Source organism: Phaeobacter sp. HS011 (assembly GCF_018101215.1).
GTDB classification, from domain to species: domain Bacteria; phylum Pseudomonadota; class Alphaproteobacteria; order Rhodobacterales; family Rhodobacteraceae; genus Phaeobacter; species Phaeobacter inhibens.
This window is the reverse complement of the sequence record NZ_JAGEUF010000006.1, coordinates 41657-66854: the sequence shown is the minus strand read 5'-3', so window position 1 is coordinate 66854 and position 25198 is coordinate 41657. Positions and strand designations below refer to the sequence as shown.

The 25198-nt window shown below is 62.9% G+C and carries 13 protein-coding genes; 4 read left to right on the top strand and 9 right to left on the bottom strand.

Translation table 11 applies throughout. The features are described 5' to 3' along the window. Nucleotides 1-8: 8 nt before the first annotated feature. Nucleotides 9-917 (bottom strand): 2-dehydro-3-deoxygalactonokinase, encoded by a 909-nt coding sequence (locus J4721_RS12820; protein ID WP_102876167.1) that lies wholly within the window; start codon nucleotides 915-917, stop codon nucleotides 9-11. 809 nt (nucleotides 918-1726) lie between these two features. On the opposite strand from J4721_RS12820, the gene J4721_RS12815 reads away from it, so the two are divergent. The 3 genes from J4721_RS12815 (at nucleotide 1727) to J4721_RS12805 (ending at nucleotide 4959) form a co-directional block, all read left to right on the top strand. Further along, nucleotides 1727-2452 (top strand): sugar transferase, encoded by a 726-nt coding sequence (locus J4721_RS12815; RefSeq protein WP_076620052.1) that lies wholly within the window; start codon nucleotides 1727-1729, stop codon nucleotides 2450-2452. A gap of 74 nt (nucleotides 2453-2526) precedes the next feature. After that, nucleotides 2527-3600: a CpsD/CapB family tyrosine-protein kinase gene (locus tag J4721_RS12810; RefSeq protein ID WP_211002887.1), complete on the top strand. Its 1074-nt coding sequence runs from the start codon at nucleotides 2527-2529 to the stop codon at nucleotides 3598-3600. A 72-nt stretch (nucleotides 3601-3672) separates the two neighbouring features. Next, the gene (locus tag J4721_RS12805) at nucleotides 3673-4959 is read left to right on the top strand and encodes a DUF874 family protein (RefSeq protein ID WP_102874794.1); all 1287 of its coding nucleotides are present in this window, start codon (nucleotides 3673-3675) and stop codon (nucleotides 4957-4959) included. A 33-nt stretch (nucleotides 4960-4992) separates the two neighbouring features. Here J4721_RS12805 and J4721_RS12800 read toward each other — a convergent pair whose 3' ends face one another. Continuing rightward, nucleotides 4993-6357, bottom strand: a complete 1365-nt coding sequence (locus tag J4721_RS12800) for an oligosaccharide flippase family protein (protein WP_211002888.1) — start codon at nucleotides 6355-6357, stop codon at nucleotides 4993-4995. A 144-nt stretch (nucleotides 6358-6501) separates the two neighbouring features. Here J4721_RS12800 and J4721_RS12795 point away from each other — a divergent pair, with 144 nt between their 5' ends. After that, on the top strand, nucleotides 6502-7719 hold the full coding sequence (locus J4721_RS12795) for a glycosyltransferase (RefSeq protein ID WP_211002889.1): 1218 nt from the start codon (nucleotides 6502-6504) through the stop codon (nucleotides 7717-7719). An 18-nt stretch (nucleotides 7720-7737) separates the two neighbouring features. Here the strand turns inward: J4721_RS12795 and J4721_RS12790 are convergent, their stop codons facing one another. Genes J4721_RS12790 through J4721_RS12760 form a run of 7 tightly spaced genes read right to left on the bottom strand, consistent with a single transcriptional unit; the run spans nucleotide 7738 to nucleotide 24939 of the window. Beyond that, complete coding sequence (locus J4721_RS12790) at nucleotides 7738-8580, bottom strand: glycosyltransferase family 2 protein (protein WP_211002890.1); 843 nt, start codon at nucleotides 8578-8580, stop codon at nucleotides 7738-7740. Beyond that, nucleotides 8577-11147, bottom strand: coding sequence for a hypothetical protein (locus J4721_RS12785; protein WP_211002891.1), 2571 nt, complete (start codon nucleotides 11145-11147; stop codon nucleotides 8577-8579). Before J4721_RS12785 ends, J4721_RS12790 begins: the two co-directional genes overlap by 4 nt. Further along, nucleotides 11144-12046 (bottom strand): hypothetical protein, encoded by a 903-nt coding sequence (locus tag J4721_RS12780; protein ID WP_211002892.1) that lies wholly within the window; start codon nucleotides 12044-12046, stop codon nucleotides 11144-11146. The genes J4721_RS12785 and J4721_RS12780 overlap by 4 nt, the downstream gene beginning before the upstream one ends. Beyond that, complete coding sequence (locus J4721_RS12775; RefSeq protein ID WP_014873631.1) at nucleotides 12043-12756, bottom strand: 4'-phosphopantetheinyl transferase; 714 nt, start codon at nucleotides 12754-12756, stop codon at nucleotides 12043-12045. The genes J4721_RS12780 and J4721_RS12775 overlap by 4 nt, the downstream gene beginning before the upstream one ends. After that, nucleotides 12753-17387: a MupA/Atu3671 family FMN-dependent luciferase-like monooxygenase gene (locus tag J4721_RS12770; protein WP_211002893.1), complete on the bottom strand. Its 4635-nt coding sequence runs from the start codon at nucleotides 17385-17387 to the stop codon at nucleotides 12753-12755. The genes J4721_RS12775 and J4721_RS12770 overlap by 4 nt, the downstream gene beginning before the upstream one ends. After that, on the bottom strand, nucleotides 17384-18454 hold the full coding sequence (locus J4721_RS12765) for a glycosyltransferase family 2 protein (RefSeq protein WP_014873633.1): 1071 nt from the start codon (nucleotides 18452-18454) through the stop codon (nucleotides 17384-17386). The genes J4721_RS12770 and J4721_RS12765 overlap by 4 nt, the downstream gene beginning before the upstream one ends. After that, nucleotides 18451-24939: a type I polyketide synthase gene (locus tag J4721_RS12760; RefSeq protein WP_211002894.1), complete on the bottom strand. Its 6489-nt coding sequence runs from the start codon at nucleotides 24937-24939 to the stop codon at nucleotides 18451-18453. Before J4721_RS12760 ends, J4721_RS12765 begins: the two co-directional genes overlap by 4 nt. Between the last annotated feature and the right edge of the window lie 259 nt (nucleotides 24940-25198).

Below are 25198 nucleotides of genomic sequence, written 5' to 3'. Positions count from 1 at the left end.
GGCCAGGGTCAGGAAGTCATCGCGCGCCAGGCGCTGACAAGGCCCGCCAGGGCCATGCGGTCGGCATCCGTCCGCGTCACCGGCACCCCCTGATGGTCAAGTGCCGCCTGATACAGCGTGTCGAGCGGTGCGGGCGCAATCAGGGCAACATTCTGCCCCAGCCAATAGGGGCGCGCTGCGGACAGTTCGGCCCCAAGAAGCAGTCCCCACAAACGGGCGGCACCCGTATTGCCTTGCGCCCCCTGTGTGGCTTGCAGTTCCGCCAACCGCGCCGCCAGCGCCTCCGGCTTTGATTGAACGGTGTCCATAGATGCCGTCAACTCAGCGCACTGTGCGCGATCATATACGGGCGTGCCGCCGAGGCCGAGGCACGGGGCCAGGCCGTGCCAAAGCTGCGGCGTCAGAAAGCTTTGAAAACTGACCACCTCATTTGCACTGATTAACGCCCAATGGGTTGTCGCTCCGGCGACACAGATCACGCCGTCCCAATCCGGGTTGAGACTGAGAAACCCGGCAATGCGATTGCAGGCACCGCGCATCACTGCGGGCGGGGTGGCTTGTGACAGCCCGCCGAGCAACCGTAGCGGATGCGTCCCAAGCGTGGCATCGCCCATGGGCCGCGCCGCCACTTTCGCAGGCACTGTGATGGTCCCGGTATCGCCGCCGCGCAGACTGTCATCGCTGAGCAGGATCGGCGTATCAGCAGGGCAATCGCGCAGCTCGCTGATCACGGCAGTGACATCCGCCATCAACTCGCCGCTTGATTGGGCGGAGACCTGCTGTCGCGCCTCCCCCTCGTGCATCAGCCAGACCATGATCCGCCCGTCTGCATGATCCGCCGCGATCCAGTTGGCAGACTTGATAGCGGGGTATCCGGCGGGAGAGGCGGATGATGGGTCGGCAGATGCGGCGCACATAGTTTCGTCCTTTGGTCCTGATCGCAAGGTAGGGTGCCAGCGGCATATCGGGAATACGGCGGCACCAGATGGCGGTGGCACGCCGGCTCTCCTTGCCAATTTTAGGGCCGATGATCAACGCTGGTCCTGACACCCTCAGATGTGCTCGTTGAATTGCCCGTCCGATGTGTCAAAATAGGTTAACAAAACTTATGGTGCGGAAGGCATGATTAATATCGCCTTTGGGCTGTGTTCTGGTTTGACTCGAAATTATCCCTGAGTCTTGGCTGATTCCTTATACTTTTGGGTAGGCTGTGCGGATAGTTCCTATCCTTTTGAGGAATTGTTTCTCAACTGGTGCCCTGATTTACTCAAATTTGAGCAAATAGCGCCCTCTCTCGGTTTTTACTGAGATTTGTCTAAAATTGCTTTATTAAGAAATTGCCGCAACTGCGGCTTGGATGGCGACCTAAAAGGGCCGCCTGATTGGGACGAAGGTTCCAGCCGCATGGGGGTGTGGCTGGAGGAAAACCATCGATCTTGTTGGACTTGGGACCCGAGGCGCTGCCGTGTCGGGATACTCAGATTGGTGCGAGTGCGCCCGCTTTTTGCGGGGGCAAAGACGCTGTTGTTTCAGCGCAGAGGTAAAGGGCCGCGGGGGCGGCTCCAGATTGGGGTTGGAGATGAAGGATTTCGTGCAAGAGGGGGCTGCACGCCCGTCCGGTGCTGTGACCGGTCGGGCCAATTGGTCCCGTTGGCCGTCACTCGGCAACGGTTGTCTGGTTGCTCTCGTGGGTGACGCCCACCTCATTGGGACGGGTGTCGCCAATATGAACGCAGAGCTTTCGGCGTCGCCAGCGTCGCCACGGCGGAGCGCAACCGGTTCTCTGAAGATGTCGCATGCTGTGGCTGGTGCAGTCGGTGGGGGAGCGGGCGTTACGTCGCAGAGTGGCTATGCCATCTTTGGAAAGCGCTGTCTGGATATTGCCTTGGTGCTTCTGACATTGCCGATCAGCCTGCCTCTGATCCTGATGGCTGCGCTTGCGCTGTGGCTCGAGGGGGGCAATCCGTTTTATACGCAGGACCGTCTTGGTCAGCGCGGTCGGGTCTTCTCTATCCTGAAACTGCGCACCATGGTTCGCAACGCAGAACAGCTGCTGGAGCGCCATCTGGCCAGCGATCCGGCGATGCGGCGTGAATGGGATGAGACGCAGAAACTGAAAGAGGATCCGCGCATCACCCCGGTTGGTCGCTTTTTGCGCACAACTTCGCTGGATGAGCTGCCGCAGCTTTGGAACGTGCTGATTGGCGAGATGAGCCTTGTCGGCCCGCGCCCAATGATGCCGGATCAGCTGCCGCTTTATGGTGATGCCACCGCCTATTTCGATCTCAAGCCCGGAATTACCGGATTGTGGCAGGTTTCCGTTCGCAACGAGAGTGGTTTTGCCGTGCGAGCCCGTGCTGATGCTGACTATCACGGTGATCTCTGCCTGCGCACTGATGTCGATCTCATCTGGCGCACCGTGGGCGTTGTCCTTCGGGGTACCGGATATTAACCGTCCTGGGCTAACTGTGATGGCCGGGCTATAGGCGCGTTCTGCCGAACGTGGTAGAACTGCGAGGGGGGTTCATGAAAGATGTGATGACCGGACCGGAGACCCTAGGCAGCTGTGCACAGAAACTGGAATGGGACGATCCCTTCGCGATGACGCAACAAGGCTTCAAGAGATTTCGCCGCCGCAAAGGGCGCGACACCTCGGCACCAGAGCATGACTCCGCTCTGTCCGGGCAGGCCGACTCTGTATCACCGACCTCGCGCAGCAGCGAAACAAGCGCCCGCGATATGGCGGCCTCAGCCGTCAAAGCCACCTCGCGCCTGTCGCAGGACGGGGAGCATAACCGCTTTGCCCGCCGCCCAAAAACTGGCAGGAGACAACCGATTGAGGGGCTTGCGGAGACTGATCCCCAGCCACAGCGCCTGCCGGTGCCCCTGCCTGAAGTCTGGGAGCGGCTCCACCGGGTGCCACTGGATATCCGCGGGCATCAGGTCGCGCGCTCTCCGCTGGTCAATTTCTTTCGTAACTCACCGACTGCAAATGCCTTTGATCTCCTGCGCACGCGGTTGCTGCACAGTCTGAAGGTTCAGGGCTGGAAACGCGTGGCTATCGCTGCGCCGACAGCGGGCTGCGGTGCGACGTTTTCCGCCGTCAACCTTGCACTCAGCATGGCGCGGGTTCCCGGCACCCGCACTGTGTTGATGGATCTGAATTTCCGTCGACCTGGTGTTGCGGCAGCGCTGAAACTGCCGCCATCAGGGGACATGCCGGGATTTTTGGCCGGGGAGCTGACGCTGCCTGAACACCTGATCCGGCCAGCCGCCTCGCTTGCGGTCGGGCTGACGGCGGCGCCAGATCGCAACGCTGCTGAAATCCTGCATGACGGGCGCTGCGCCAGTGTGATCGATGACATGGTGCTAAGCACCGGCGCCGATGTCGCATTGTTCGATCTGCCGCCGGTCCTCGAACATGATGATGCCGCGGCCTTCCTGCCGCAGGTGGACGGGGTTCTGCTGATCGCCGACGGCACCCGCACCACTGCCAAACATCTTGCCGCCTGTGAGAAGCTGATCGACGGCCAGACCCAGCTGCTTGGCGTCAGCCTGAACCGGGCGCGCGGCGCTGGCCTGCTGCAATATGGCCAGTAGATGCCGCCACAGGCCCCGGTGCCGCCCTGCAATCTGACATTCACCTAACCGTAACCAACGACGAGCCGAGACATGGGACCGATCCGCACTCTGGATGACATATTGGACATGCTGCGTCGGCGCGCGTCGGTGATCTTCTGGGTCATCCTCCTTGGCGCTATGGTGTCGTTATGGGTGGCGGCCAAGCAGCAGCATTTCTACGAAAGCTCGGCAGTCCTGCAGATCACCCGGCCAAAGATCGCTGATGAGTTGGCCAAATCCACCGTCGATGGGTCGTCCGCACGTCGCTTACAGCTGATCGAACAGCGCCTGATGGCCCGGGGGTCGGTTCTGGATATCATCGAAAAATTCGGCCTCTATAAGGACCTGCCGGGTCTGGTCCCATCAGAGAAGGTGGCCTTGTTGCGGGAATCCGTATCGCTCACCGGGGTGGCCGCCGCGCGGGAGGGGTTTGCCGATGATGGCACGATATCGGTGCTGACCATTTCCGCCCTGATGCCGACGCCGGAGCAGGCACAGGCGGTCGCCAGCGAATTTGCCACCCGTACGATCGAACTCAGCCAGACATCCCGGATTGAGCAGGCGCGCGAGACCCTGACCTTCTTCGTGGAGAAGGAAACCGCCCTCATCAGCGAAGTGGCTGAGCTGGAGAATGAAATCACCGCTTATCGCAATGCCAATAATGTTGCCTTGCCCGGCGGGATTGAGATGCGGCGGGAAGAGATTTCGACCCTGAACACCGGCCTGCTGGAGATCGAGCGTGAGCAGATCGAATTGCGCAGACAGGCGGATCAGACCACCTCGAACCAGCGTCAGGCAACCGCACAGCGGATGCTCGAAGTTTTCGAGGAGAAATTGGCCACGCTTGATGCTCAGCGGGACTTGCTGCTGAACCGTCGCAGCGCTCTGGAGCGTTCGCTGGAAACCACCCCGGAGGTGGAACGCCAGTTGGGGGTTTATGAGCGCCGGATGGGTCAGCTGCAGACCGAACTGGAACTGATCTCCCAGCGCCGCACCGAGGCAGAGGTCGGCTTCCGTCTGGAAGCGTCACGCCAGTCAGAGCGCCTGACGGTGATCGAATCTGCACCGCTGCCAGATTACCCTGCCACAGGCGGGCGTAAGAAAAAGGCCCTGATGGGCGGTGTTGCCAGTTTCGGATTGGCGTTGGGCATTGCGTTTCTGTTGGAACTGCGGCGTCCGGTTTTGCGCAGCGTGGCACAGATGGAGCGGGAAACCGGTCTGACGCCTGTTGTCGCAATCCCCTATCTCGACACCTCTTCCAAACGCCGCGGCCTCTTTGCGCGGCTGCGCATGGCTTTTGGCGGGCGGCGACGGTCCGGGACCGAGCCAAGCGGTTGAGCTCAGCCACGCAAGGTCGGCAGATGGCAGGCGTCAACCGACCGCGTTGATCATCTCTGCCAGCCGTCCCCAGTGCCACCAGATCGCCGACAGTCCAACAACCGCTGCCAGACCGGTGAACAACAGGTCATGCAGCGGGTCCCAGACATGATGTTTGGTCGCCAGCCAGATCATCACCGGATAGGCCAGCACCATCGCCAGCGCGAGTGCGGCAATCCCGCCGGTTAGGCCAAACAGGATCACCCCGGCCAGAAACAGCCCGGTCTGCGCCATCGCCCGCGCGGCGGTAAAGAAAAAGAATGAGCGGCTGTCCCCAGCAGCCAGGGCGGCCTGATCATAGGTCATGGTGATGACCGCAGGCACCATCGCCAACGCAATCAGCACCACCATAGGACCGGCATAGGCATAGCGTGCATCATAGAGCAGATCGACAAGCCAGGGGCCAAGCCAGGCCATCGACAGCAGAATAGTCAGGATCATTGCGCTGAGTCCGGCCCGTAGCTGTCGTTGTTTTCGACGGTATTCAGGTGCGACATGCGCAGGCTTGTCGCGATAGACCGGGATCATCAGCCGCTGGTTCACGGCATGCCCCAGTGCCATCGGGAAACTCGCCAGGAAAAACCCGATATTATAGATGCCCAGGACATCCAGCGGGACAAATTTTCCCAGAATGGCCCGATCCCCCTGAGACGTCAGAAACCAGAAGGCGGTGGACAGAAAGATCCATTTGCCAAAATGCAGCAACTCCTTCAGCGCCTTGGCCTCCCAACGGAACTGGCTGCGTCGTCCGGGCAGTCCCAGATGCACCGCAAGCAGAAACGCTGCCGCCTGCAGAACACTGCCAAGTACCAGCGCCAGAACCGATTGTGTCCACCAGGCCAAGAGGACCATGGCGCCGATACCAATGGCTTGGCTGAACAGCTCCAGCGCGGTCAGTCGCCCGACCAGAAGATGCCGATGCGCGGTCTCGACACGGATCGGATCAAAGCCGTTGATCACCAACGCGATCCCGGCAATCGGCAGATACCACAGCAGTTCGGGCGCGTCGTAAAATTGCGACACCGGCCAGGCCAAGAGCAGCGTCAGCCCCCAGAGCGCGAAACCGCGCACCACCTGAACGCTCCAGGCCGTGTCGAGGAAATCCGGATCGTCACCGCGTTTGCTCTGTGCGATCGACGGCCCGATCCCCATGTCCGAGAACAGCGCCAGCCCGGTGATCACAACACTGACCAGCGCCATCAGGCCGAACGCTTCAGGAAACAGCAGGCGCGTCATCACCAGATTGGCCGCCAGCCGCAGGGCCTGACTGCCGCCATAGCCCATCATCAGCCACGAGGCCGAGCGCAGTACGCGCGCTGCGAGGCTTTCACCTTGGAAGAGCGACAGGACTTGCTGCATCAATATCCTCGAAGTTTTGCGATACACTTGCGACACTGATCCTCAAAGGCGTCAATTCCACGGCACCTTCGCGGCAATGCTGGGCAAGCGCCGCAACTGACGATACCCTACGATAACTCTTGCATAAAATGGGCCGTCGTCCTCGTGAAAATAGCGTATATACTGAATACCTATCCGCAGCCGTCGCATAGTTTCATCCGGCGCGAGGTGCAGGCGCTGGAGCGTCAGGGCCATATGATCCACCGGATCGCCATGCGCCGGTCCGGCGCGCCTTTGGTCGATCCCGGTGATCAGGCTGAGCAGGACCGCACCACCTATGTGCTTGAGGCCGGAGCGCCGAAATTGGCCGCAGCACTGCTGCGGTCCAGCATTCGGGCGCCCGGTTCGGTGATATCTGCATTGCGTATGGCCTGGCGGCTGGGCGCTGCCTCGCAGGTTGGTCGATTGCGTCACCTGATTTATTTGGCTGAGGCGGCCTATGTCGCCGATTATGCCGCCCAACATCAGATCGCTCATCTGCATGCGCATTTCGGCACCAACGCAACAGCAGTTGCAATGCTGGCAGAGGTTCTGGGGGCGCCGGGTTACAGTTTCACCACCCATGGCCCGGAGGAATTCGACGCGCCTGAGCCGCTGTCGCTGGGGGAGAAAGTCGACCGCGCCAGATTTGCTGTCGCCATCAGCAGTTTTGGCCGCAGTCAGTTGAGCCGCTGGGCTGCCTTTGGCAGCTGGGAGCGATTGAAGGTGGTACATTGCGGGATTGAACCCGCGCGCTTTGCCGATCCAGCGCCTTTGCCCGAGGGACCGCTTCGCCTTGCCGCGATTGGTCGGTTTGTGGAACAGAAGGGCCAGATGGTGCTGATTGAGGCGATGGCGCAGCTGGTCGCGGATTACCCTCACCTGCATCTGGCGTTGATCGGTGATGGCGAAATGCGCCCCGATCTTGAGGCGGCCATTGCGCGCCATGGGTTGGGCGATCATGTGACGCTGACCGGCTGGCTCTCTGAGGCAGAGGTGAGGGGAGAGCTGGCGCGCGCGCAGGCGCTTGTGATGCCTTCCTTCGCCGAAGGCCTGCCGATGGTGGTGATGGAAGCCATGGCCGCGGCACGCCCGGTGATTGCAACCTATATTGCAGGGACGCCGGAACTGGTGCTGCCGGGAGAAACCGGCTGGCTGGTGCCAGCTGGGGGTCCGGGCGTTTTGGCGCAGGCAATCCGGGACCTTGCCGCCACGCCTTATGCTGAGCGGGTTGCCATGGGACAGGCCGGGCGCGCCCGTGTGCTGCAGCGTCACGACAGTGATATCGAGGCGGCGAAACTGGCGCAGCACTTCCAAGCCGCCCTGCCACGGGAACCGGGCTAGGCCCTCGACCTGATATACCTATCGCCCACGGGTCCAGCGCGCCTCATTTCGGGTGCGAAACAGCGGTGATTTCACAGCCAGCGCCACGGCAGCATAGGTCATAAACCCCGCCGGATCACGCAGCGCCAGCCGCAGGATTACAGCCAAGCCTGGTCGGTGAACGTCCTCGTTGGTCAGCAGAGCGGGAAACCGTTCTGCAATCTCCGCTACCCCGGCATTCTGGCGGCGGCGCACCCGTACCAGATTGCGAAACCCCTCGATCAGCGGCCATTGATAGCTGGCCTGCACCCGGACCCGCTCTTCCGGAGCAAAGCTAAGCCGGGCAAAGATATCGTCAGCAATTACATCCGGCCATTGCTCCCAGCGCGCCCGCCCGGCGCGGTTCATCGCAAAGAGGCCGAACCCCGGCACCCCTTCGCGAACAAAGGGCAGCGTGGCCCAGAACCGCCCATATAGACGGCTGACCCGACTGCAGGCAGGAGACAACTGTGGGGCGCCGCTGGCATAGCGTGGCCGATCCCCCTTCAACGCGGCGCAGATCTGCGCCAGCAAAGGGGGGGATACGATCACATCCGCATCAAGATAGACCAGAACAGATCCCGTGGCCCGCGCCTCGCCATCTGCAAGTGCGCCGATCTTTCCACCCTCGGCCCGGTCGGTCACTCTACAGGTCCACCCCTGCGGCGCAGTTACGGCACGGGCCTCTGCGACGGTGGTGTCGGCGCAGCCATTGGCGATCACCAGCACCTCTCCCGTTGCACCGGCTGGCAGCGGATCGCTTGCAAATAGCGCCGATAGGCAGGCCCCGATATAGCCTGCCTCATTGTGGGCCGGGATCAGCACGCTCAAAAGCAGTGTCATTTTGCGGCCTCCAGCGCGCGCCAGCGCGGGTTGTCATCGCTCACATAGCGCAGGCTGCCCCAGCTTCCCCATTTGCCGGGGGATGAGACATCCGAATAGGCGGTGAACAGGCTGCCGCCCAGGTCCGGCCAGCCTGCCAGAAGACTGCGGTACAGCGCGCCCATCTCCTCGGTGTAGTTGAAATGGCTGAAGAACCCGGTCAGCATTTCATCATCCACCATCGCGCCCAGACCCACCACATGGCTGCCGCCCTCATACATGATCAGGTCAAGCCCATGCGCCTCGGCGACCTTGGCATGATAGGGCAGGACCCGCCCCACAAGATCGCTGACAGTATCCTCGGAACTGCCGGAGACAAGCCCGTCGCGCAACTCTGCGGCAGCCAGGGCGCTGGCGGCATCATATTGGTGAGCCTCCACAAACTCCGCAGCTGCAGTCCCGCGCAGACCCTTGGCCTCAGCTGCCGCCGTCGCTTGTTCCCGGCTTTGTGCGATCCAGGCACGCAGGGTGGGCGCGCGGTCGGGCAGACCGAGAATGCCACCAAAGTAACCAGTCACCGCATAGGCATCAAAAAGGCGCGCGGGTGGGCGCCGCGTCGGGTCTTCGGCCACCCACAGGGGAGCGGCCAGTATTTGCTCTTCAAGCCCCAACCAACCGGTCTGGGTAGAGACGACACGCACCAGACGGTCCTCTGCCGCGTCGCCGAATACCTCGGTCCAGATCATCGCAACCTCGGCGGCGCGGCCCCCGTAGAACTGCATCCACAGATCCTGCCCGCCCCAGCGCGCGCGCGCCTGATCATCGGCCCAGACCGCCTGTTCGAACTGCCAGTTCCAGACCTCGTTGGAGTATTCCACATAGGCGGTCAGTCCCGGATCCAGCTGGTCGCGGACCAGTCGGGCATAGTTGCGGATATAGACATCGTCGGCCATATGCGGCAGCGTGAACCACGGATCGGCCTGCAGGCGATTGGCCAGGTCCACCAGCACCTCCGCCGGGGCGCCTTTCGCGGTCCAGCTGTAGTCCTGCACTCGCGGGCGATCCTCCCATCCCACCTGAGTGCTGTCGTTGGTGGCCATCCAGTCCATGAAACGCAGCGCAGCAAACCCGCGCATCCGGGCGATCCAATCCGGGTTGAACACGACCCCGGCCTGCCAGTCGGGCAGGTGTCTTTCCATCACCACAGTGATGTTACGAATGTAGTCACCGACACCTTGCCGGTCACTGCGCTGAATGCGGATTTCAACCGCGCCGGGCCCTGGCGCATAATCAAATCGGATTTCGCTTTTGCCATAGCGGATGTTTCTTGCCCGGCCCGTGACCTCGACAATCCCGTCGCCTTCAAACTGCAGCACATACCGCCCTGTGAGGCTGCTGGCCTCTTCCGGCAGATCCGTGAGGATCAGGGTTCCGACTGAGCCCAGTTCCGGCGGGATGGCAGTGGGCCAGCCGTCCGGATCCAGATACCCCGCTGCCGCCAGATCAGAGTAATCCGCGCCCCCCCATTGACCTGCGAGATGCCCAATCCAGGGGCGCGCGGTCTTGAAGTGATCAAGGAAGGGGGCCTGCGGACTCCAATCGGCGATAGAGGCAAGGTTCATCGCAATCGGTTGCTTGGGCACGTCGATCAGAGCGGGGTCTGTCCGCACCGTGGCCGCGTCAGATGCAATGGTCTGGCTGGCCTGCACCGGCTGGTTCAAAGCGGGCAGAACCGGATCCGCGGGCAGGGGCGGTGGATCTGAGGGCAGCGATGTCCGTTGAACCCGGTCCCGTGCCGCATCCCAGGCGATTTCCTGCAGCCGTCGCGCCAGTGCAGGCGCGGGTGCCTCGTAGCGACCACCCCATGCCGAACGCAGCTGATACGGCAGGCCAACTGGCGACTGGCCAGTCAGCACCGCATATTGCAGGGCAGAGAGGAAATAGAACCCCAGATCATTGGGGTGAATGTCGTCGGCGAAGACCTCTTCGATCCGGCTCAGGCCCGGCACGGTTCCTGCCTGAATGGCGTCATCCAGCCTGGCCATCGCCTGTCCCGCCTTCAGCAGTTTGATATCGCCGCCGGTTTTGCGGTTGACCGTATCGACAACGTTCTGCCAGCGGGGCAGATCCGCTGACAAACGGTCACGCCATGGTATCGCTGCCCCGGCGTCGAACGGCACCTCAGCTCCGGTGCCACTGCTCAGACTGTGCCAGGTCTCCTGCAGATAGACCTCCACCTCGGGATTGGCACCATGGGCAAGGGTGTAGAACTCTGCCAGCGCCCCCTCGGTGTCGCTCCATTTCAGATGGTTGGCCAGTGGGATCGCTTCGGTCACGATCAGCACATCGATGCCGTCGGTTAACCGAGTGCGGGCGTTGATCCCCTCGGCCTGATCAGCATGGGCCCAATTATAGCTGAGCGGAGCGCCATTGATGATTTGCGCCTCGACCGTGATGGTGTCCCCGGTCTGCCCGGAGGTAAGGGCAGGTTGCTGCGCCAGCAGCTGCTCTAGCATCACCGGATTGTCGGGGCCGAACAGGGAGTGCCCGACCATGACCACACTGGCGACCAGATCCGCCAGCGTCATGGGGACACACCAGTGCGGGGGTGGCTGGTGACCACCTGCCAGACGATATCCTGCACCTGCCGCGCGCCCTCAGCACTAAATGCGTCAGCTGGGGTGCCATCGGCCCGTTGCAGTTGATGGGGCAAGCCAACCGGGGAGCGATGATACAATGTGCTCACATGGGTAAGCGCCACGATATAGGCGCCCAGATCGTTGATATGGATCTGATCCAGCGCGCCCTCATCGGTGCGGGCAAAGAGGTCTTCGCGGCGGGTCAACCCGTCAATCTGTCCGGCCTCTGCAGCACGCACAACCGCCGCCATCACCTGTCCCGCAGGGATCAGATAGGCGGGGCGCTTCGGGTTGCGACGGCTGTCAGATCCGGCCAGCCCGCCAAGCCACAGCTGATCCAGATCGTTGTCGATCCGCGACAGCCAGCCATCAGCGGTGTCCAGCGGGTGCCAGGTCTCATAAAGATAGATCCGCGTTTCCGGCGCGCCATCGCGGGCCAGATCCGCCCAGCGACGAAAATACCGCGCGCCTTTGAAATAACGCAACGCATCGCGCAGCTCGACCATCTCTGTCAGGACGACGGCGTCATAGTCGCCCGATCCAACCGCCTCGCGCGCGTCGCGCCAAACCGGAGGCTTGTTCACCTGATCGAAATGCAGGATATCCAGATCCGGCTCCCAGTGATCCTGCAAGGGCGTGCCGGAGCCAAGCTGGCTGTTATAACGATGCCCCTCCGGCGCCAGCTGTTGCACCATATGCGGCATATCCGGACCCACCAGTGAGTGGCCGAGGTGAAACACCTGCATCGGCCCTGCCGGGGGGCTTAGTTGTGGCAGCGCAAAGGGTGTCGCCTGCGCGCCGAGCGGCAGCAGAGACAGGAGTGCAAGAAAACCGCGCCGTCCGATCATCGCACCTGCGGCAGCTGTGCGGCGGTCGCGATCAGCCCCTCCCCAATGACAAATCGTCCCTCAATCCTATCCCCCGTCAGGAAGGGTAGCTGATCAGCCGTAAACCGCGCCGAAAACTGCCCGCTGATCTGATCGGTGTCGTCTGCCACATTCATCTCCAGTTCCATCCCGTCAAAGCCGAAAAACCGCTCGCTCAGGCGATACTGGCATTTATACGCGGCTTCCTTGGCGGAGAATATCACTTTGGCCAACTGGCCAGGATTGTTCTGCTGTGCCAGCCAGAGACGCTCTGCCGGGCGGCAGATCTGCGGGATCAGATCATCGGCGAGTGGGGTGTCTTCCTCGACATCAACGCCAAGCCCCCGCATCTGCTGCGGCAGGGCGACGACGGCAACGGCGGTGCTGCGACAATGGCTGATCGACCCGACCAGCCCAGACGGCCAGATCGGCGCGCGTTTGGGGCCGACGGGAATCGCGCTTGGTTTCAGGCCGAGCGTTGCCATCGCCTGATGCGCCGCTGCACGGCCTGCTGCGAACTCGCGCCGCCGTTTTTCCACTGCGTTTGGTGACAGGCAGGTGGCCTCCTCAGGTAAGGGCGGAGGTGGATCGGCCTGCGGGTCACAGACCTCGACTGCAACGCTGCCATCAAACAGCGGACGGATCAACGCCCGGTGCCGGGCGCTGCGCAAGGATGGCTCAACCAGGGTCATCCGCTGCGTGCCTTTCGGTTGGCCCGCATTGCGCGGCGCTTGGACATCATGTCGGATTTCGCGGCCGGATCAACCGCCGGGGCTGCTGTCGCGTCCTCGGTCGCAGGGGCCCCTGTCAGCGCGTCGATATGCCCGGCCAATCCTGACAGCGTCGGGAAGCGGAAAATATCGGTAATCGACAGCTTCGGTACATCAAGCGCGCCGCGAATATCGCGGTGGGCCTGTACCGCCAGCAGGGAATGGCCACCGAGGGTGAAGAAATTATCCTCCGCCCCAATGCCGCTGATGCCAAGGATGCCACTCCAGATTTCGGCAATCTTGCTCTGGGCCCCGGCGCTGAGCGGTGCGTCGGAGGTGGGCACGGAAATCTGTACCGGCTTGGGATCCGGCAGGGCCTTGCGGTCGATCTTCTTGTTTGGGGTCAGCGGGAAGGCAGCGAGATGTTCGATATGGCTCGGCACCATGACCGCAGCCAGTTGTTGCGTGAGCGCGGCCTTCAGCGCCGCCTGATCCGGTGCCACAGGCCCGGTTACATAGGCGATCAGCCGGGTGTCTCCAGCGGTTTCACGTGCGATGACTACGGCCCCAGTAATTCCGTCTAGCGCTGCCAGCGCGGCCTCGATTTCACCCAGTTCGATCCGCTGGCCGCGGATTTTTACCTGATGATCGCTGCGGCCCAGGAATTCCAACTGACCGTCACCACGCCAGCGCACCAGATCCCCGGTGCGGTATAGGTGGGTTGAGGGCACATGCGTCCCCGCATCGGCAAGGGGATCAGGAATGAAACGCTCCGCCGTCAGCTCGGGGCGCTGCCAGTAACCGGCGGTTACACCGCCGCCGCCGATCAGCAGTTCGCCGGGCACACCAACTGGCTGCGGAGTCAGATCGTCCGTGACGACATAAACAGTGGTATTGGCAATCGGCGCCCCGATTTGCGCGGTCCCGGCGGGCACGCCGGATAGGGTCTGCATGGTTGACCAGATCGTGGTCTCTGTCGGCCCATACATATTGTGGATTTCGGCACGGGTTGTCGCGCGCAGGCTGGCCACCAGGTCGCCCGGTAGCGCCTCCCCTCCGATCAGCAGATGCGAAAGCCGCCCCAGCACGGGGCGCGCATCGGCATCCGCCGTGATCATCCGCGCCATCGATGGGGTGCATTGCATATGGGTGACGCCATGGCGCAGGATCTGCGCCGCAAGCGAGACATCCTCCGCCGCCAGTTCCTGCGGGGCGTTGGCAAGGCGCAGCACCTCCGCAAGGGGCTTCAGCCCCTCCAGTACGATCTCCGGCGCGATGCCATAGTCGATCAGACAGGCAATCTCATCAACGCCGATCTGCTTGAGCTGTTCCACCCGCTGAAGGGCATCGGCAATGGTGCCAAACAGGCCGGAGTCTTCAAAATACCGCTCAAAGGCGAAGTCCAGAATGGCCTCCAGCTCTTCTGCCGACAGCATGCCGAGGTCCATCTCAAACGGGTTTTTCACCCCTTCAGGTTTCTTGAATGCGGGGAAGGCCCAGGCGTATTGCTTGATCAGACCAGCCGCTGCGCGCAGGTAATCCTTCATCGGTTCACGTGCGGTGGCGCGCGCGTCTTCGCGGGTGTCGGCCAGATAGCTGTGCAGCATCAACGTGACCTTGTGATCGCGCGGATCGTGACCGGCGGCACGCAGGGCGTCGTGATAGATGGTGATCTTGCCCGCGACCTCTTCGATGCTCTGGCCCAGCAGATGGGTCAGCACATTGGCCCCGATGCTGCCAGCTTCGCGCCAGGTCTCGGGGTTACCGGCAGTGGTGACCCAGACGGGTAGCTCCTTTGACACCGGGCGCGGCTGGGTCAGCACCGCGTGGTCGCCCCCATCCTTGCGCGGGAAGGCAACCTCCTCGCCGCGCCACAGTTTTCGCACGGTCTCGATCGCCTCAAACAGCGCTGGCTTGTTGGCGGGGGGGGTGTTTTCGGGGCGCAGGATAAAATCATCCGGCTGCCAGCCAGAGGCAAAGCCGATGCCCGCGCGCCCATCTGTCAGATTGTCGATCACCGACCATTCCTCGGCAATGCGGGCCGGGTGGTGCAGCGGCGCCACACAGGAGCCCGCACGCACACCGATATTTTTCGTGACCGCAGCTACCGCCGCGCCGGTCACTGCCGGGTTCGGATAGGGGCCGCCAAAGGCGTGGAAATGCCGCTCCGGTGTCCAGACGGCGTTGAACCCGTGCTGATCGGCGAATTTCGCACCCTCCAGCAGCAGTTCATATTTGCGCGGACCGGGGCCGTCGTCATTGCCCCAGTAAAACAGGTTGAAGTCCATGCCCCGGTCGCTGGTGGCAATCGGCCCATTGGACAGCTGCAACCGCGCCTCATCACTGGACAGCACCAGTTTGAAGCCGCGCGACAGGGTCCAGAACAGTTCCAGCACGGAGATGTCGAATGACAGGCTCGTCACCGCCAGCCAGCAATCGCCCGGCTGATGCGGGATGCGGTCATCCATGGCGGCAAAGAAATTCGCAACATTGCCATGGCGCACCATCACGCCTTTGGGCGTGCCGGTGGAGCCGGACGTGTAGATCAGATAGGCCAGATCCTGTGGGCCGGGCGCTGTGGCAGCCGTTTCAGCCGCGGCGGGCACTTCGGGCAGGGCGTCAAGGCACAGGATATCGGCTGACAATGTGCCGGGCAGCTGGTCCCGGTGTCCGCTGTCGGTCAGGATCACGCTTGCGGCGCTATCGGTGATGAAATGTGCGATGCGATCCGCCGGATAGGCCGGATCCAGCGGCACATAGGCCCCGCCCGCCGCCATCGTGGCGAGGGCGGCAATCACCAGATCAGGTCCGCGTCCCAGATAGATGCCGACATGGCTGCCCGGTGCCACGCCGCGGTCACGCAGGATGGCAGCCAGATCATCGACCTGCGCGGAGAGTTCGGCATAGGTCAGGCTCTCGCCCTCATAAACCAGCGCCGTGGCCTCCGGGGTTCGTGCAACCTGGGCCGCAAACTCCGCCGGTATGGTGCTTTGCCCGGTGTCGGAACGGGCGGTGCTGTTCCAGTTCACCAACATCTGCCGCCGTTCGGCCTCTGGCAGGACGGGTAGATCGGCCATGGTGCCACCGGACGCCGAGGCCAGCGCGTTGGCCAGCATTTCGACCCGGCCCACCAGCAGCTCAACAGCTTGCGCATTCAGTCGGCCTGTATCGATATGCAGGGTCAGCGCGCCCTCTGTCAGGGAAAGGGTCGCCGCACATCCTTCGATATGTTGCGCGCGCCCCAGCATGCAGCCGATATCCGGGCAGAGGCCGCTGCCCCCGGTCCGTCGCAGCTCCGGCGCGCGGGCGATCAGATCGGCCGCAAATCCACCGTTGTTGCGGGTGCTGTCCAACTCCGCAGTCAACCGGGATCGCAAATCGTCAAGGGGTGCATCGCGGCGGGCCTGCACCGGCACCCAGTCACAGATCATCCCGGCGATGGCAGCCTCCTGCAGCGCATCGGTGCTGAGCGCGATCCCGGCGGCCTCCGCCCCGGTGCTGGATAGCGTGAGGGCAAGGGCGGCGCTTAGCACATCAATCTCTGTCAGGGCCACATTATGGGAGAGTGTGTGATGCGCAATGTCCGCGGGGGCATCAACCGCCGGACCTGCCAACGGCAGATCCACAGCGGGCAGGGCGGCCAGCGCCTTGCGCCATTTGCTCTCGCTCGCCTGGGTTGCTGTCAGTTGTCGGGTCAGATCGCGACGGTCTTCTGCATTAAGGGACGGCAGAATATCCCTCGTTTTGACATGATCGGTGGCGCGGATCGGGCGCCCGTCGCTGTGGTGCAATCCGCCAAGCCGCAGCGCACCGTCGCCGCAGGCCAGTGTCACCGTCTTGGCGTCGACGCTCAGCACGGTGCCCGGCAACCCGGATCCTTCTGCGATCTCTGCGGTGCCGATCAGCGCTGTCGGCACGCCACTGTTCGCACCCAGCTGCATCTTGGCGGCGCAGAGCGGGTTCCAATAGCCGTTGAAATCAAGCGCACGTATCGACCGGTGCAAATCAGCTGCAGGCTGCGTCAGATCCAGCAGGGCGCCCGCTTCGGGTCGGTCGGCCCGTGTATAGAGTTTGCGGGTGCTGAAATCCTGCGCCTGCCGCGCTAGCGTGCCGGTTTCCAGCTGGCCCAGCACATCGCCGAAGCTGTCCATCGCGGCAGCGTAGCATTTGGCGTTGAGGCTATAGGCCGTCTCATCCCCGGCAATCGTAAACAGGCGCTGGGCGAGGATGTCGCCCTCATCCACCCCGCCCTCGATCATATGCCAGGTGATGCCGTATTCCGCCGCGCCTTCGATCAGGGCCCAGTTCGGTGTATTGAGGCCGGCATAACGCGGCAGAGGACCATCGTGAAAATTAACGCCGCCATTCGCTGCGCGGGCCAGCACGCTGTCGGGGATGATCTCAAGGTTGGCGATGGACAGCAGCCAGTCCACGGATCCGCCAAAGTCGCGTGCATCCTCCAGTACGCTCAGGCCCTTGTCAGCGGCCCACTGGCGGATTTCGGCGTCTTTGGTTACCACGGCGGCGATGCTGTGGCCGCGGGCCAGCAATATGTCCGCGCAGGCGACAAGCAGTGATTCATTGCCAAGAACGATACAGGAGAATGGGGTCATTTCTGCTCCTCCGGTTGAGACGGGGTCTGGCGGGTTTCCATAGGCTGGGTTTTGCGGCGGCGAAAGATCGCGCGGCTATGATGAACGATCAGATCCCGCAGAAAATACGGTGGGTCCGAGGCTGGTTTGTCCGATACCAGCCGCCGCAGCCCATAGAGCAGGCTGCCGCTAATCAGCGCTAATGTGGCCCCGACCGTGTAAGCGCGCCCATGGGTGCTGAGAAAGTAGTGCAACCGGCTGTCGAACCAGTATTGCGGTGTGCGCTGCCAATCCTTCATCCCGGTTGAGGCGGATCCCACATGGGCGACCTCGCTTGTGGGCAGATAATGCGTGCTCCACCCGGCGCGGGCAGCGCGATGGCACAGCTCGGTTTCCTCAAAGTAGAGAAAGAATGTCTCGTCAAAACCTCCAACCGCATCAATCACCTCGCGGCGGATCATCAGGCTAGCGCCGGCCGTCCAGTCCAGCTGTGTCGGCTCGGTGGGGATCTCCATCGGCACCACGGCATCTTTCAGCAGGCGCGTCACAATGCCGGTTCGCACCGAGGATTCAAACTCGCCCGCGATGGTGGGAAAGCGAAAGGCGGTGCAATGAGGCGTCCCATCAGTGCCCCGCACGTAGGAGCCAACAAGCCCGGCTGTCGGTGTCGCCTGCAAGAAGTCCCGCAGCGCGCGGATCGCGCCGGGCTGCACAAAGGCATCCGAGTTCAGCAGATAATAGAACTCAGGCGCGCTGCCATCGGCGAGACCGAGGCGAAAGCCGATGTTCATCCCCGCCCCAAACCCGCCGTTGCGGTCGCTGGCGATCAGGCGCAGGCGGCCGCTGTCCAGCCAGCCGCGCTCCTGCACCGCCGTGAGCAACTGCTCATAAGAGCCATCGGCGGAGCCGTTGTCGATGATCACCACTTCACCGGGCAGCTCTTCCATCTGCTCCAGCGCGGCGGCGGCGCAGTCCAGCGTCATCTGAGGCGTCTTGTAATTCAGGATGATGGTCAGAATGCGTGCCTCTGCACCACCCGAGGAGGTGTCCAACGTCTGCGCGGCGGAGGGAGCGGCGGCTTTGGTCATTCTGCGGCCTCTGCTGTGCTGCGGGCCAGCGCTGCGGCGTCGGCAGCATCCAGCCGCGCCTTCACCTCTCCTGCCAGTACACTGACATTGGGCACCAGAACCATACTGTCGTGATCGCCGGGGACTTCGACCACCTCAACTGCGGGGGCCCAGCGGGTCCAGTCGTTGTCATCAAAGACATATTCCCGCTCGCGGCTGACCCAATTCCCGGCGGAGACCTGCCAGTGCCGGTCAAGCGGCGGGCGGAACAGCGTCAGTGGCCCGGACCAAGGCTGCAGGTCATAAACGGGCAGGGCGGCGCGGAAGGCCAGTTCGACCTTGCGGTTGTTGAACACAGGTGCTGCGCTGTCGCCGCTGGCAGCATAGCGACGTTTCTCGATCTCCCAAGCGATACGATTGCCGATCCATTCGCCCAGGTAGCCGATCCCCTTGCTGCGCAGTTCGGCCCATTTGATCAGCGCCTTGTCGCGGCGCGACAGGTCCGGGCGCAGCGGCAGCGGCGTGTCCAAAAGGATCAGCGCGGCAGTCTCTTTACCCTCAGCCTGCAATTGCTGGGCCATCTCATAGGCGGTCAGCCCGCCGCCGGAGAAGCCGCCCAGCAGATAGGGGCCGTCGGGCTGGACGCTGCGGATTTCGACAAGATAATCGCGTGCGGCCTCGTCCAAACGGTCATGTGGCGCATCCTCGCCGATCAGGCCGCGGGCCTGCAGCCCGTAAACGGGGCGGTCCTTCCCAACCATCAATGCCAGATGGCGCAGATTCAGCACATTGCCAAACATGCCAGCGACCAGGAAGAACGGTCGCCGCCCGGTGCCATCACCGGGGTGCAGCTGGACCAGATGGGTGTAGCTGGGGGCCTCAGTCGGTGTGTCGCCTGCGGCATCAATCGGAGCCTCGGTGGTGAGACCGCCACCGGTGCGCGCAATCACCAGCTCTGCCAGCTTGGCAACCGAGGGGGCCTCAAACAGGGTGGAGATCGCCAGATCAACGCCAAAGCTGCGCTTGATCTGTGCAAAGAGCCGGACCGCGATCAGGGAATGACCGCCGAGGTCAAAGAAACTGTCCTCAACCCCAACCTGCGCCACTCCAAGGAGTCGTGCGAACTGAGCCGCGATTTCTTCCTCCACGGTATTGCGCGGGGCAAGGTAATCGGTGTCCAGTTGTGGTCGCTCAAAGCTCTGGCTGGTGTCGGCATTCTGCGGCGGCGGTTGATCGGCCTGTGCAATCAGATCTGGCAGCGCCAGAGAAGAGACCACCACCTGCGACAGCCCGGTGGCGAGCGCACGGCGCAGCGCCTCGGGGCCGTCCTCGGCGCGGATCCCTTGGGCGATATTGCGGTGAAGGCGACGTTCCTCCGGTGACAAGGGCTGCGCGCTGCCGGGAGCGATCAGGCCCAGATCCTCAGCGCTGGCGTCTGCGCCCTCTGCCGGGGCCAGATTGGTCGCGCCGGGCAGCTGCTGCATTTGAAACCCACGGATTTCTGCCACAACAGTGCCATCAGCTGCCGCCAGCGTGATGTCAAACCGTGCGCCACTTGCGGTGCTGTCGACCAGCCGCATATGGCTCAGCAACTCAACGGGCAGCGGGGCAAAGATCTGGATGCTGTCATAGGATACCGGCACCCAAAGCGCGGTGCCCCGATAGGCCGGGGCCAGATCAATGGCCCAGCCGGTGGCCAGATCCAACAGCCCGGGGGGCAGCAGTGTGCCGTCTTTTTTGGCAATCTGCGGCAGTTTCAGCTGGGCAAGACCTTCTGCAGCACCGTGGCGTGTTTCTTCCAGAACATGCCAGCGAGGACCGAATTTCAGATGCGCTTCCTGCGGTGTTTTCAGTCGTTCTGCGGGGGTGATCACCGAAATCTCTGGCATGCGGAGCCTCAGCTCAGCGATATCGACCGGCGCAGGCGTGCCCCCATCGATATCGGTTTCCAGTAGCGCCTGCACATGAAGGGCGTAGCCTTCCGCGGTGCGGCTGTAGACCGCAAAGTCATAGCCGCGTTCCACCGGGGTCAACCGGACGGTCATATCGCAAGGTGTTCCAGTGACCACCAGAGGCCGCAGGAAATAGAGATCGCGCAGCGCGAAAGGCGCGTCATGCCCCAACTCTGCCAGCGCTTCAGCGGCATATTCGATATACCCAGTACCGGGGATCAGCGCGGTGCCATTCTTGGTGCGATGCTCATCCAGAATCCACTGGTCATTGGTCAATCGGCGGTGAAACAGCAAGCTGCCGTCATGGGCAAACTGACGGATGTCCAACAGCGGCTGATCGCAGGGGCTTGGGTCACTGCCTGCCTCGGGCTGGTGTGAGCCGAGGGCATCCGCCGCCATCCCGACGTCCGCCCAGACCCCCCAGTCGACAGCGACCACATGTGTTCTCTGATCCGGTGAGGAGAGAGCCGTGCAATGTTTGGCAAAGGCGTTGAGGTATTCATTGGCCGCGACATAATCCACCTGACCAATCGGGCGCGTCACCGTCGAGGAGGAGGAAAACAGCACCATCAACTCCAGCTGGCCCGCTTCGAAGATGGCGTCCAGTACCCTGAGGCCGCTGACCTTTGGAGCGAGAATCTGCGCGATATCGTCTTCTGTTTTGGCGAGAACCGGCGCATCGTTGATCTGCCCGGCGCCGTGGATGACGCCGGTGATCGGGCCAAAGGTCTCCTCAGCCGTTGCAACAGCGGCGCGCATTTGCTCGCTGTTGCAGACATCCGCGGCCAGCGGCAACACCCGTCCCCTGCCGATCGCGTCCAGTGCCATCACCGCGCGGATGCGTTGCGCGGTTGTATTGGCCGGGCTGTGACGATTGAGATAGCTTTCCCAGTTATCGCGCGGTGGCAACCCGCCGCGCGAGACCAGCACGACATTGGCGCCGTAGCTCTGCATCAGATCCGCCGCAATCGTGCGCCCGATCCCACCGTAACCGCCGGTGATCAGATAGGTGCCGCCTTCGCGGAAGGCAGGGTTGGACGATGGTGCTTGCTCGCTGTCTGGCAGCGCCACGGGGCGCCATCGCAAGGCATAACGCTTGTCGCCGCGCCAGAGCGCCGTGTCGTTTGCCGGGTCCGCCAGCACCTCCTCCAGCAGGCGGTCGGTAATCGGCACCGGAGCGTCCTCCGACAGCCAGCGGCGCAGGCCATTGGGGCGGGTTGGCAGCTCGATATCCACCGTGGCGCAGGTCAGGCCGGGGATCTCGCGCGGCAGTACGCCCGCAGGGCCGGCAATCATCGCCTTTTCCGGGTAGGGTAGCGGCTCATTGCGCAGCTGTGCTGCCCCGGTGGTGAAAACCGTCATATGCAAAGGCTGCGGCAGGTCGATCTGGGCCAGCGCCTGCCCCAGCGCGGTGAGTGCATAAAAGCCCATTTCCAGATTGCGATCAAAGAAGGAGGCGCCGGGACGGAAGCTCTCGCCCTCAGTGACCAGCCAGAAGTGACCGATACGACTGGGCAAAAGATCCGCCAGCGTCAGATCGGCGAGCAGCGCATCATAGCCCGCGCGCCCCTGTTCGGGGGCCAGCATATAGCGGCTCTCGCTCAGCTGTGCATAGGTGTCGCCGGGGGCCACCCGGACCACTCTGTGGCCTGCCTGCTCCAGCCGTGGCGCCAGATCTGCGCAAAGCCCGGTGTCATCCTCAAACAGCAGCCAGGTTTCAGGCTGTTGATCCAATTCCGCCGTGACGTCGAGATCGCAGCTGGCCAGCGCCGGTCGCCAGCTGGGGCGCGATCCCCATTGTGACAGATCGTCGTGGCGCAGAGGCGCGCTGATTGCGGTTTCCGCAGTGGTCGGGGCCGCGGGTTCGATGAAATAGCGGCTGCGCTGAAACGCATAAGTTGGCAACGGCAGACGCTGGCGGCGGGCATCACCCCAGATCTGATCCCAATCTGCCTCCAGCCCGGCGGCCCAGAGCCGTCCGATCACGCCAAAGAAATAGGCATCATCGGCCATCGTCTGGTCGGGATGGCGCAGCGAGCTGAGCACCTGACCGGGTTTGATTGCCGGGGCCATCTGCGCCAGAGAGGACAAGGCCTTGCCGGGGCCAACCTCAAGATAGAGCCGGTTCGGCTGCTCGGCGAGCGTGTCCAGGCAGGCAGAAAACATCACCGTATTGCGCAGCTGACCGACCCAGTATTCGGGGTCGGTGGCCTCGGCGTCACTCAAGATCCTGCCGCTGCGGTTGGACAGGATCGGGCGACCGGGTGCCGTCAGGGTCAACCCGCGCAGGAACTGGCGATACTCTTCCAGGATACCCTCCAGCATGCGGCTGTGGGCGGCAATGTCGATCTGGATGCGTTGATGATCCACCTCATCCGTAGTCAGCTGCGCCGCCAGCGCATCCAGTGCCTCCTGCGGTCCGGAGACGGCTGTGAGGCGCGGGGCATTGACGCTGGCAATGTCCAGCTCCGGTGGCAATCTGGCCTCCACCTCCTCCAGCGGCAGCGAGATCGACAGCATGCCGCCCGCAGGCACCTTGTCGAACAGCCGTCCACGCAGCAGCACCAGATCGATGCAATCCTCAAACGACAGCACCCCGGCCAGACAAGCTGCGGTGTTCTCCCCCATGGAGTGACCCACCAGCGCGGCGGGGCGTACGCCCCAGCTGAGCCACAGTTGCGCCAGCGCGAATTCAACGATCATGATCAGCGGCAGCTGCACAGATGGCTGTTGCAGGCGCGCATTGGCGGCGCCCTCCTGTCCCGGATCAGGCAGCCAGAGCGCGCGAATGTCATAGTCCAGCTGGCTCTCAAGGTGATCCAACCCCCGGTCCATCCAATCGGCAAAAACCGGTTCAGTTTCATAGAGATCCCGCGCCATGCCCGCATATTGCGCGCCGCCGCCGGGGAACATGAAGACCACCTCAGGTGTGCTTTCTGCGCAAGTATGGTCAAACACGCGCCTCGGATCACCTGCCTCGAGCAAGGTGGCCGCCTCCTCCGGGGTTTCGGCGACCAATGTCCGACGCTTGGCAAAGCCGCGGCGGCCTTCCTTCAGCGTATAGGCGACATCCGCCAGCGGCAGATCGGGATTGGCGCGTAGATGCGCCGCAAGAGCGGTGGCATTGGCATCGAGCGCTGCTTTCGAATGGCCGGAAAGGCACAGCACGTGGAACGGGAAATCGCTCTCGTCTGAGGCGGGACGGGGGGCGGCTTGTTCCAGCACCGCATGGGCGTTGGTGCCGCCAACCCCTAGCGCATTGATCGCCGCGCGGCGGGGCCCTTTGGCAGAGGTCCAGTCGCGCAAGTGGTCGTTGACCACAAAAGGCGAGGTTTCAAAATCAATGGCCGGGTTCGGTGCCTCATACCCCAGGCTGGGCGGGATCTGGCCGTGGTGCAGTGCGAGCGTTGTCTTGATCAACCCGGCAACACCGGCGGCAGTATCAAGGTGCCCGATATTGGTCTTCACCGAGCCGATACGGCAATAGCCGACCGCGGGCGTGGTCTCACGGTAGGCTTCGGTCAGGGCAGTGACCTCAATCGGGTCGCCCAGATAGGTTCCGGTGCCGTGGCATTCGACATAGTCGATGGTATCCGGCGGGGTCTTGGCGGCGCGCAGCGCCTGTCGCACGGCGCTGGCCTGCCCTTCAACCGAGGGGGCGAGATAGCCCGCCTTGTCGGCGCCGTCATTGTTGATCGCCGAACCCTTGATGACGGCCCAGATGTGATCGCCATCCGCCAGTGCATCCTCCAGACGGCGCAATGCAACCGCCCCCGCGCCGGAGCCAAAAACGGTCCCCTGCGCACGGTGGTCAAATGCATGGCAGTGGCCGTCCGGCGACAGGATCTCGTTCTCTTTGAACAGGTAGCCCCGGCCCTGCGGCAGCTCAATCGTGACGCCTCCGGCAAGGGCCATCTCACACTCGCCCTCGCGCAGCGCCTTGCTGGCGTAATGCACTGCCACCAGCGAGGTTGAGCAGGCGGTCTGAATGTTCACCGACGGGCCTTTCAGATCGAACACATGGCTGACGCGGGTGGACAGGAAATCCTTGTCGTTGCCAGTATGGCGCAGCAGGAACATACCAACATCATCGACCAGCGGCTTGTTGGAGCAGATGTTGAAGTAGAAGTAACTCCCCATGCCGCAGCCGGCATAGACCCCGATCGGACCGTCAAGACTCTCGGGGGGATGACCGGCATCCTCCATTGCGCTCCAGGCCACCTCCAGGAATTTGCGGTGCTGCGGATCGAGGATCGCGGCTTCTTTCGGGCTGAAGCCGAAGAAGTCGGCGTCAAACTCGGCGTACCCCTCCAGCGCTGCGGTGGCGGCAACATAGTTGGGGTCGGACAGTGTCTCGGGGTCTTCGCCTGCGGCCAGCAGGTCGTCTTCGCTGACAGAGCGGATCGATTCCACACCGTCGCGCAGATTCTGCCAGAACACGCCGGGGGACTGAGCGCCCGGCACGCAGAGCGACATACCCACAATGGCGATATCCCCGCTGTACCGCGAGGCATCGAACGGAGTGCGATCCGTGGTTTTCCCAGATGTCTTCAATTGCCCCAATCGTCCTTAAATCATGTGCCCGGCCCTGAATGCAGCACCGGACATAGCCCCAACCAATTAACAACACTGACCGCCCTATCCGGGTGGTCTTGCAACAGTGGCACGAATTGGTCCCCAATCTGTGAACAGGGCGTTCGCCCGCTGGCCCCCAAGCCGACGGAAAACCCTGTGCGCAGTGTGAACCCTGCAAAAGATATACGGTATCGTTAGGGACGGATTGTGTCCAATCCTGCCAAAATTGCGAAGATAA

Bases quoted from the DNA above. Each gene is read 5' to 3' on its own strand.
- J4721_RS12815 (WP_076620052.1), top strand. From the start codon at position 1,727: ATGAACGCAGAGCTTTCGGCGTCGCCAGCGTCGCCACGGCGGAGCGCA.
- J4721_RS12785 (WP_211002891.1), bottom strand. From the start codon at position 11,147: ATGACGCTGGCGGATCTGGTCGCCAGTGTGGTCATGGTCGGGCACTCC.
- J4721_RS12780 (WP_211002892.1), bottom strand. From the start codon at position 12,046: ATGATCGGACGGCGCGGTTTTCTTGCACTCCTGTCTCTGCTGCCGCTC.
- J4721_RS12810 (WP_211002887.1), top strand. From the start codon at position 2,527: ATGAAAGATGTGATGACCGGACCGGAGACCCTAGGCAGCTGTGCACAG.
- J4721_RS12790 (WP_211002890.1), bottom strand. From the start codon at position 8,580: ATGACACTGCTTTTGAGCGTGCTGATCCCGGCCCACAATGAGGCAGGC.
- J4721_RS12805 (WP_102874794.1), top strand. From the start codon at position 3,673: ATGGGACCGATCCGCACTCTGGATGACATATTGGACATGCTGCGTCGG.
- J4721_RS12770 (WP_211002893.1), bottom strand. From the start codon at position 17,387: ATGACCCCATTCTCCTGTATCGTTCTTGGCAATGAATCACTGCTTGTC.
- J4721_RS12775 (WP_014873631.1), bottom strand. From the start codon at position 12,756: ATGACCCTGGTTGAGCCATCCTTGCGCAGCGCCCGGCACCGGGCGTTG.
- J4721_RS12820 (WP_102876167.1), bottom strand. From the start codon at position 917: ATGTGCGCCGCATCTGCCGACCCATCATCCGCCTCTCCCGCCGGATAC.
- J4721_RS12800 (WP_211002888.1), bottom strand. From the start codon at position 6,357: ATGCAGCAAGTCCTGTCGCTCTTCCAAGGTGAAAGCCTCGCAGCGCGC.
- J4721_RS12765 (WP_014873633.1), bottom strand. From the start codon at position 18,454: ATGACCAAAGCCGCCGCTCCCTCCGCCGCGCAGACGTTGGACACCTCC.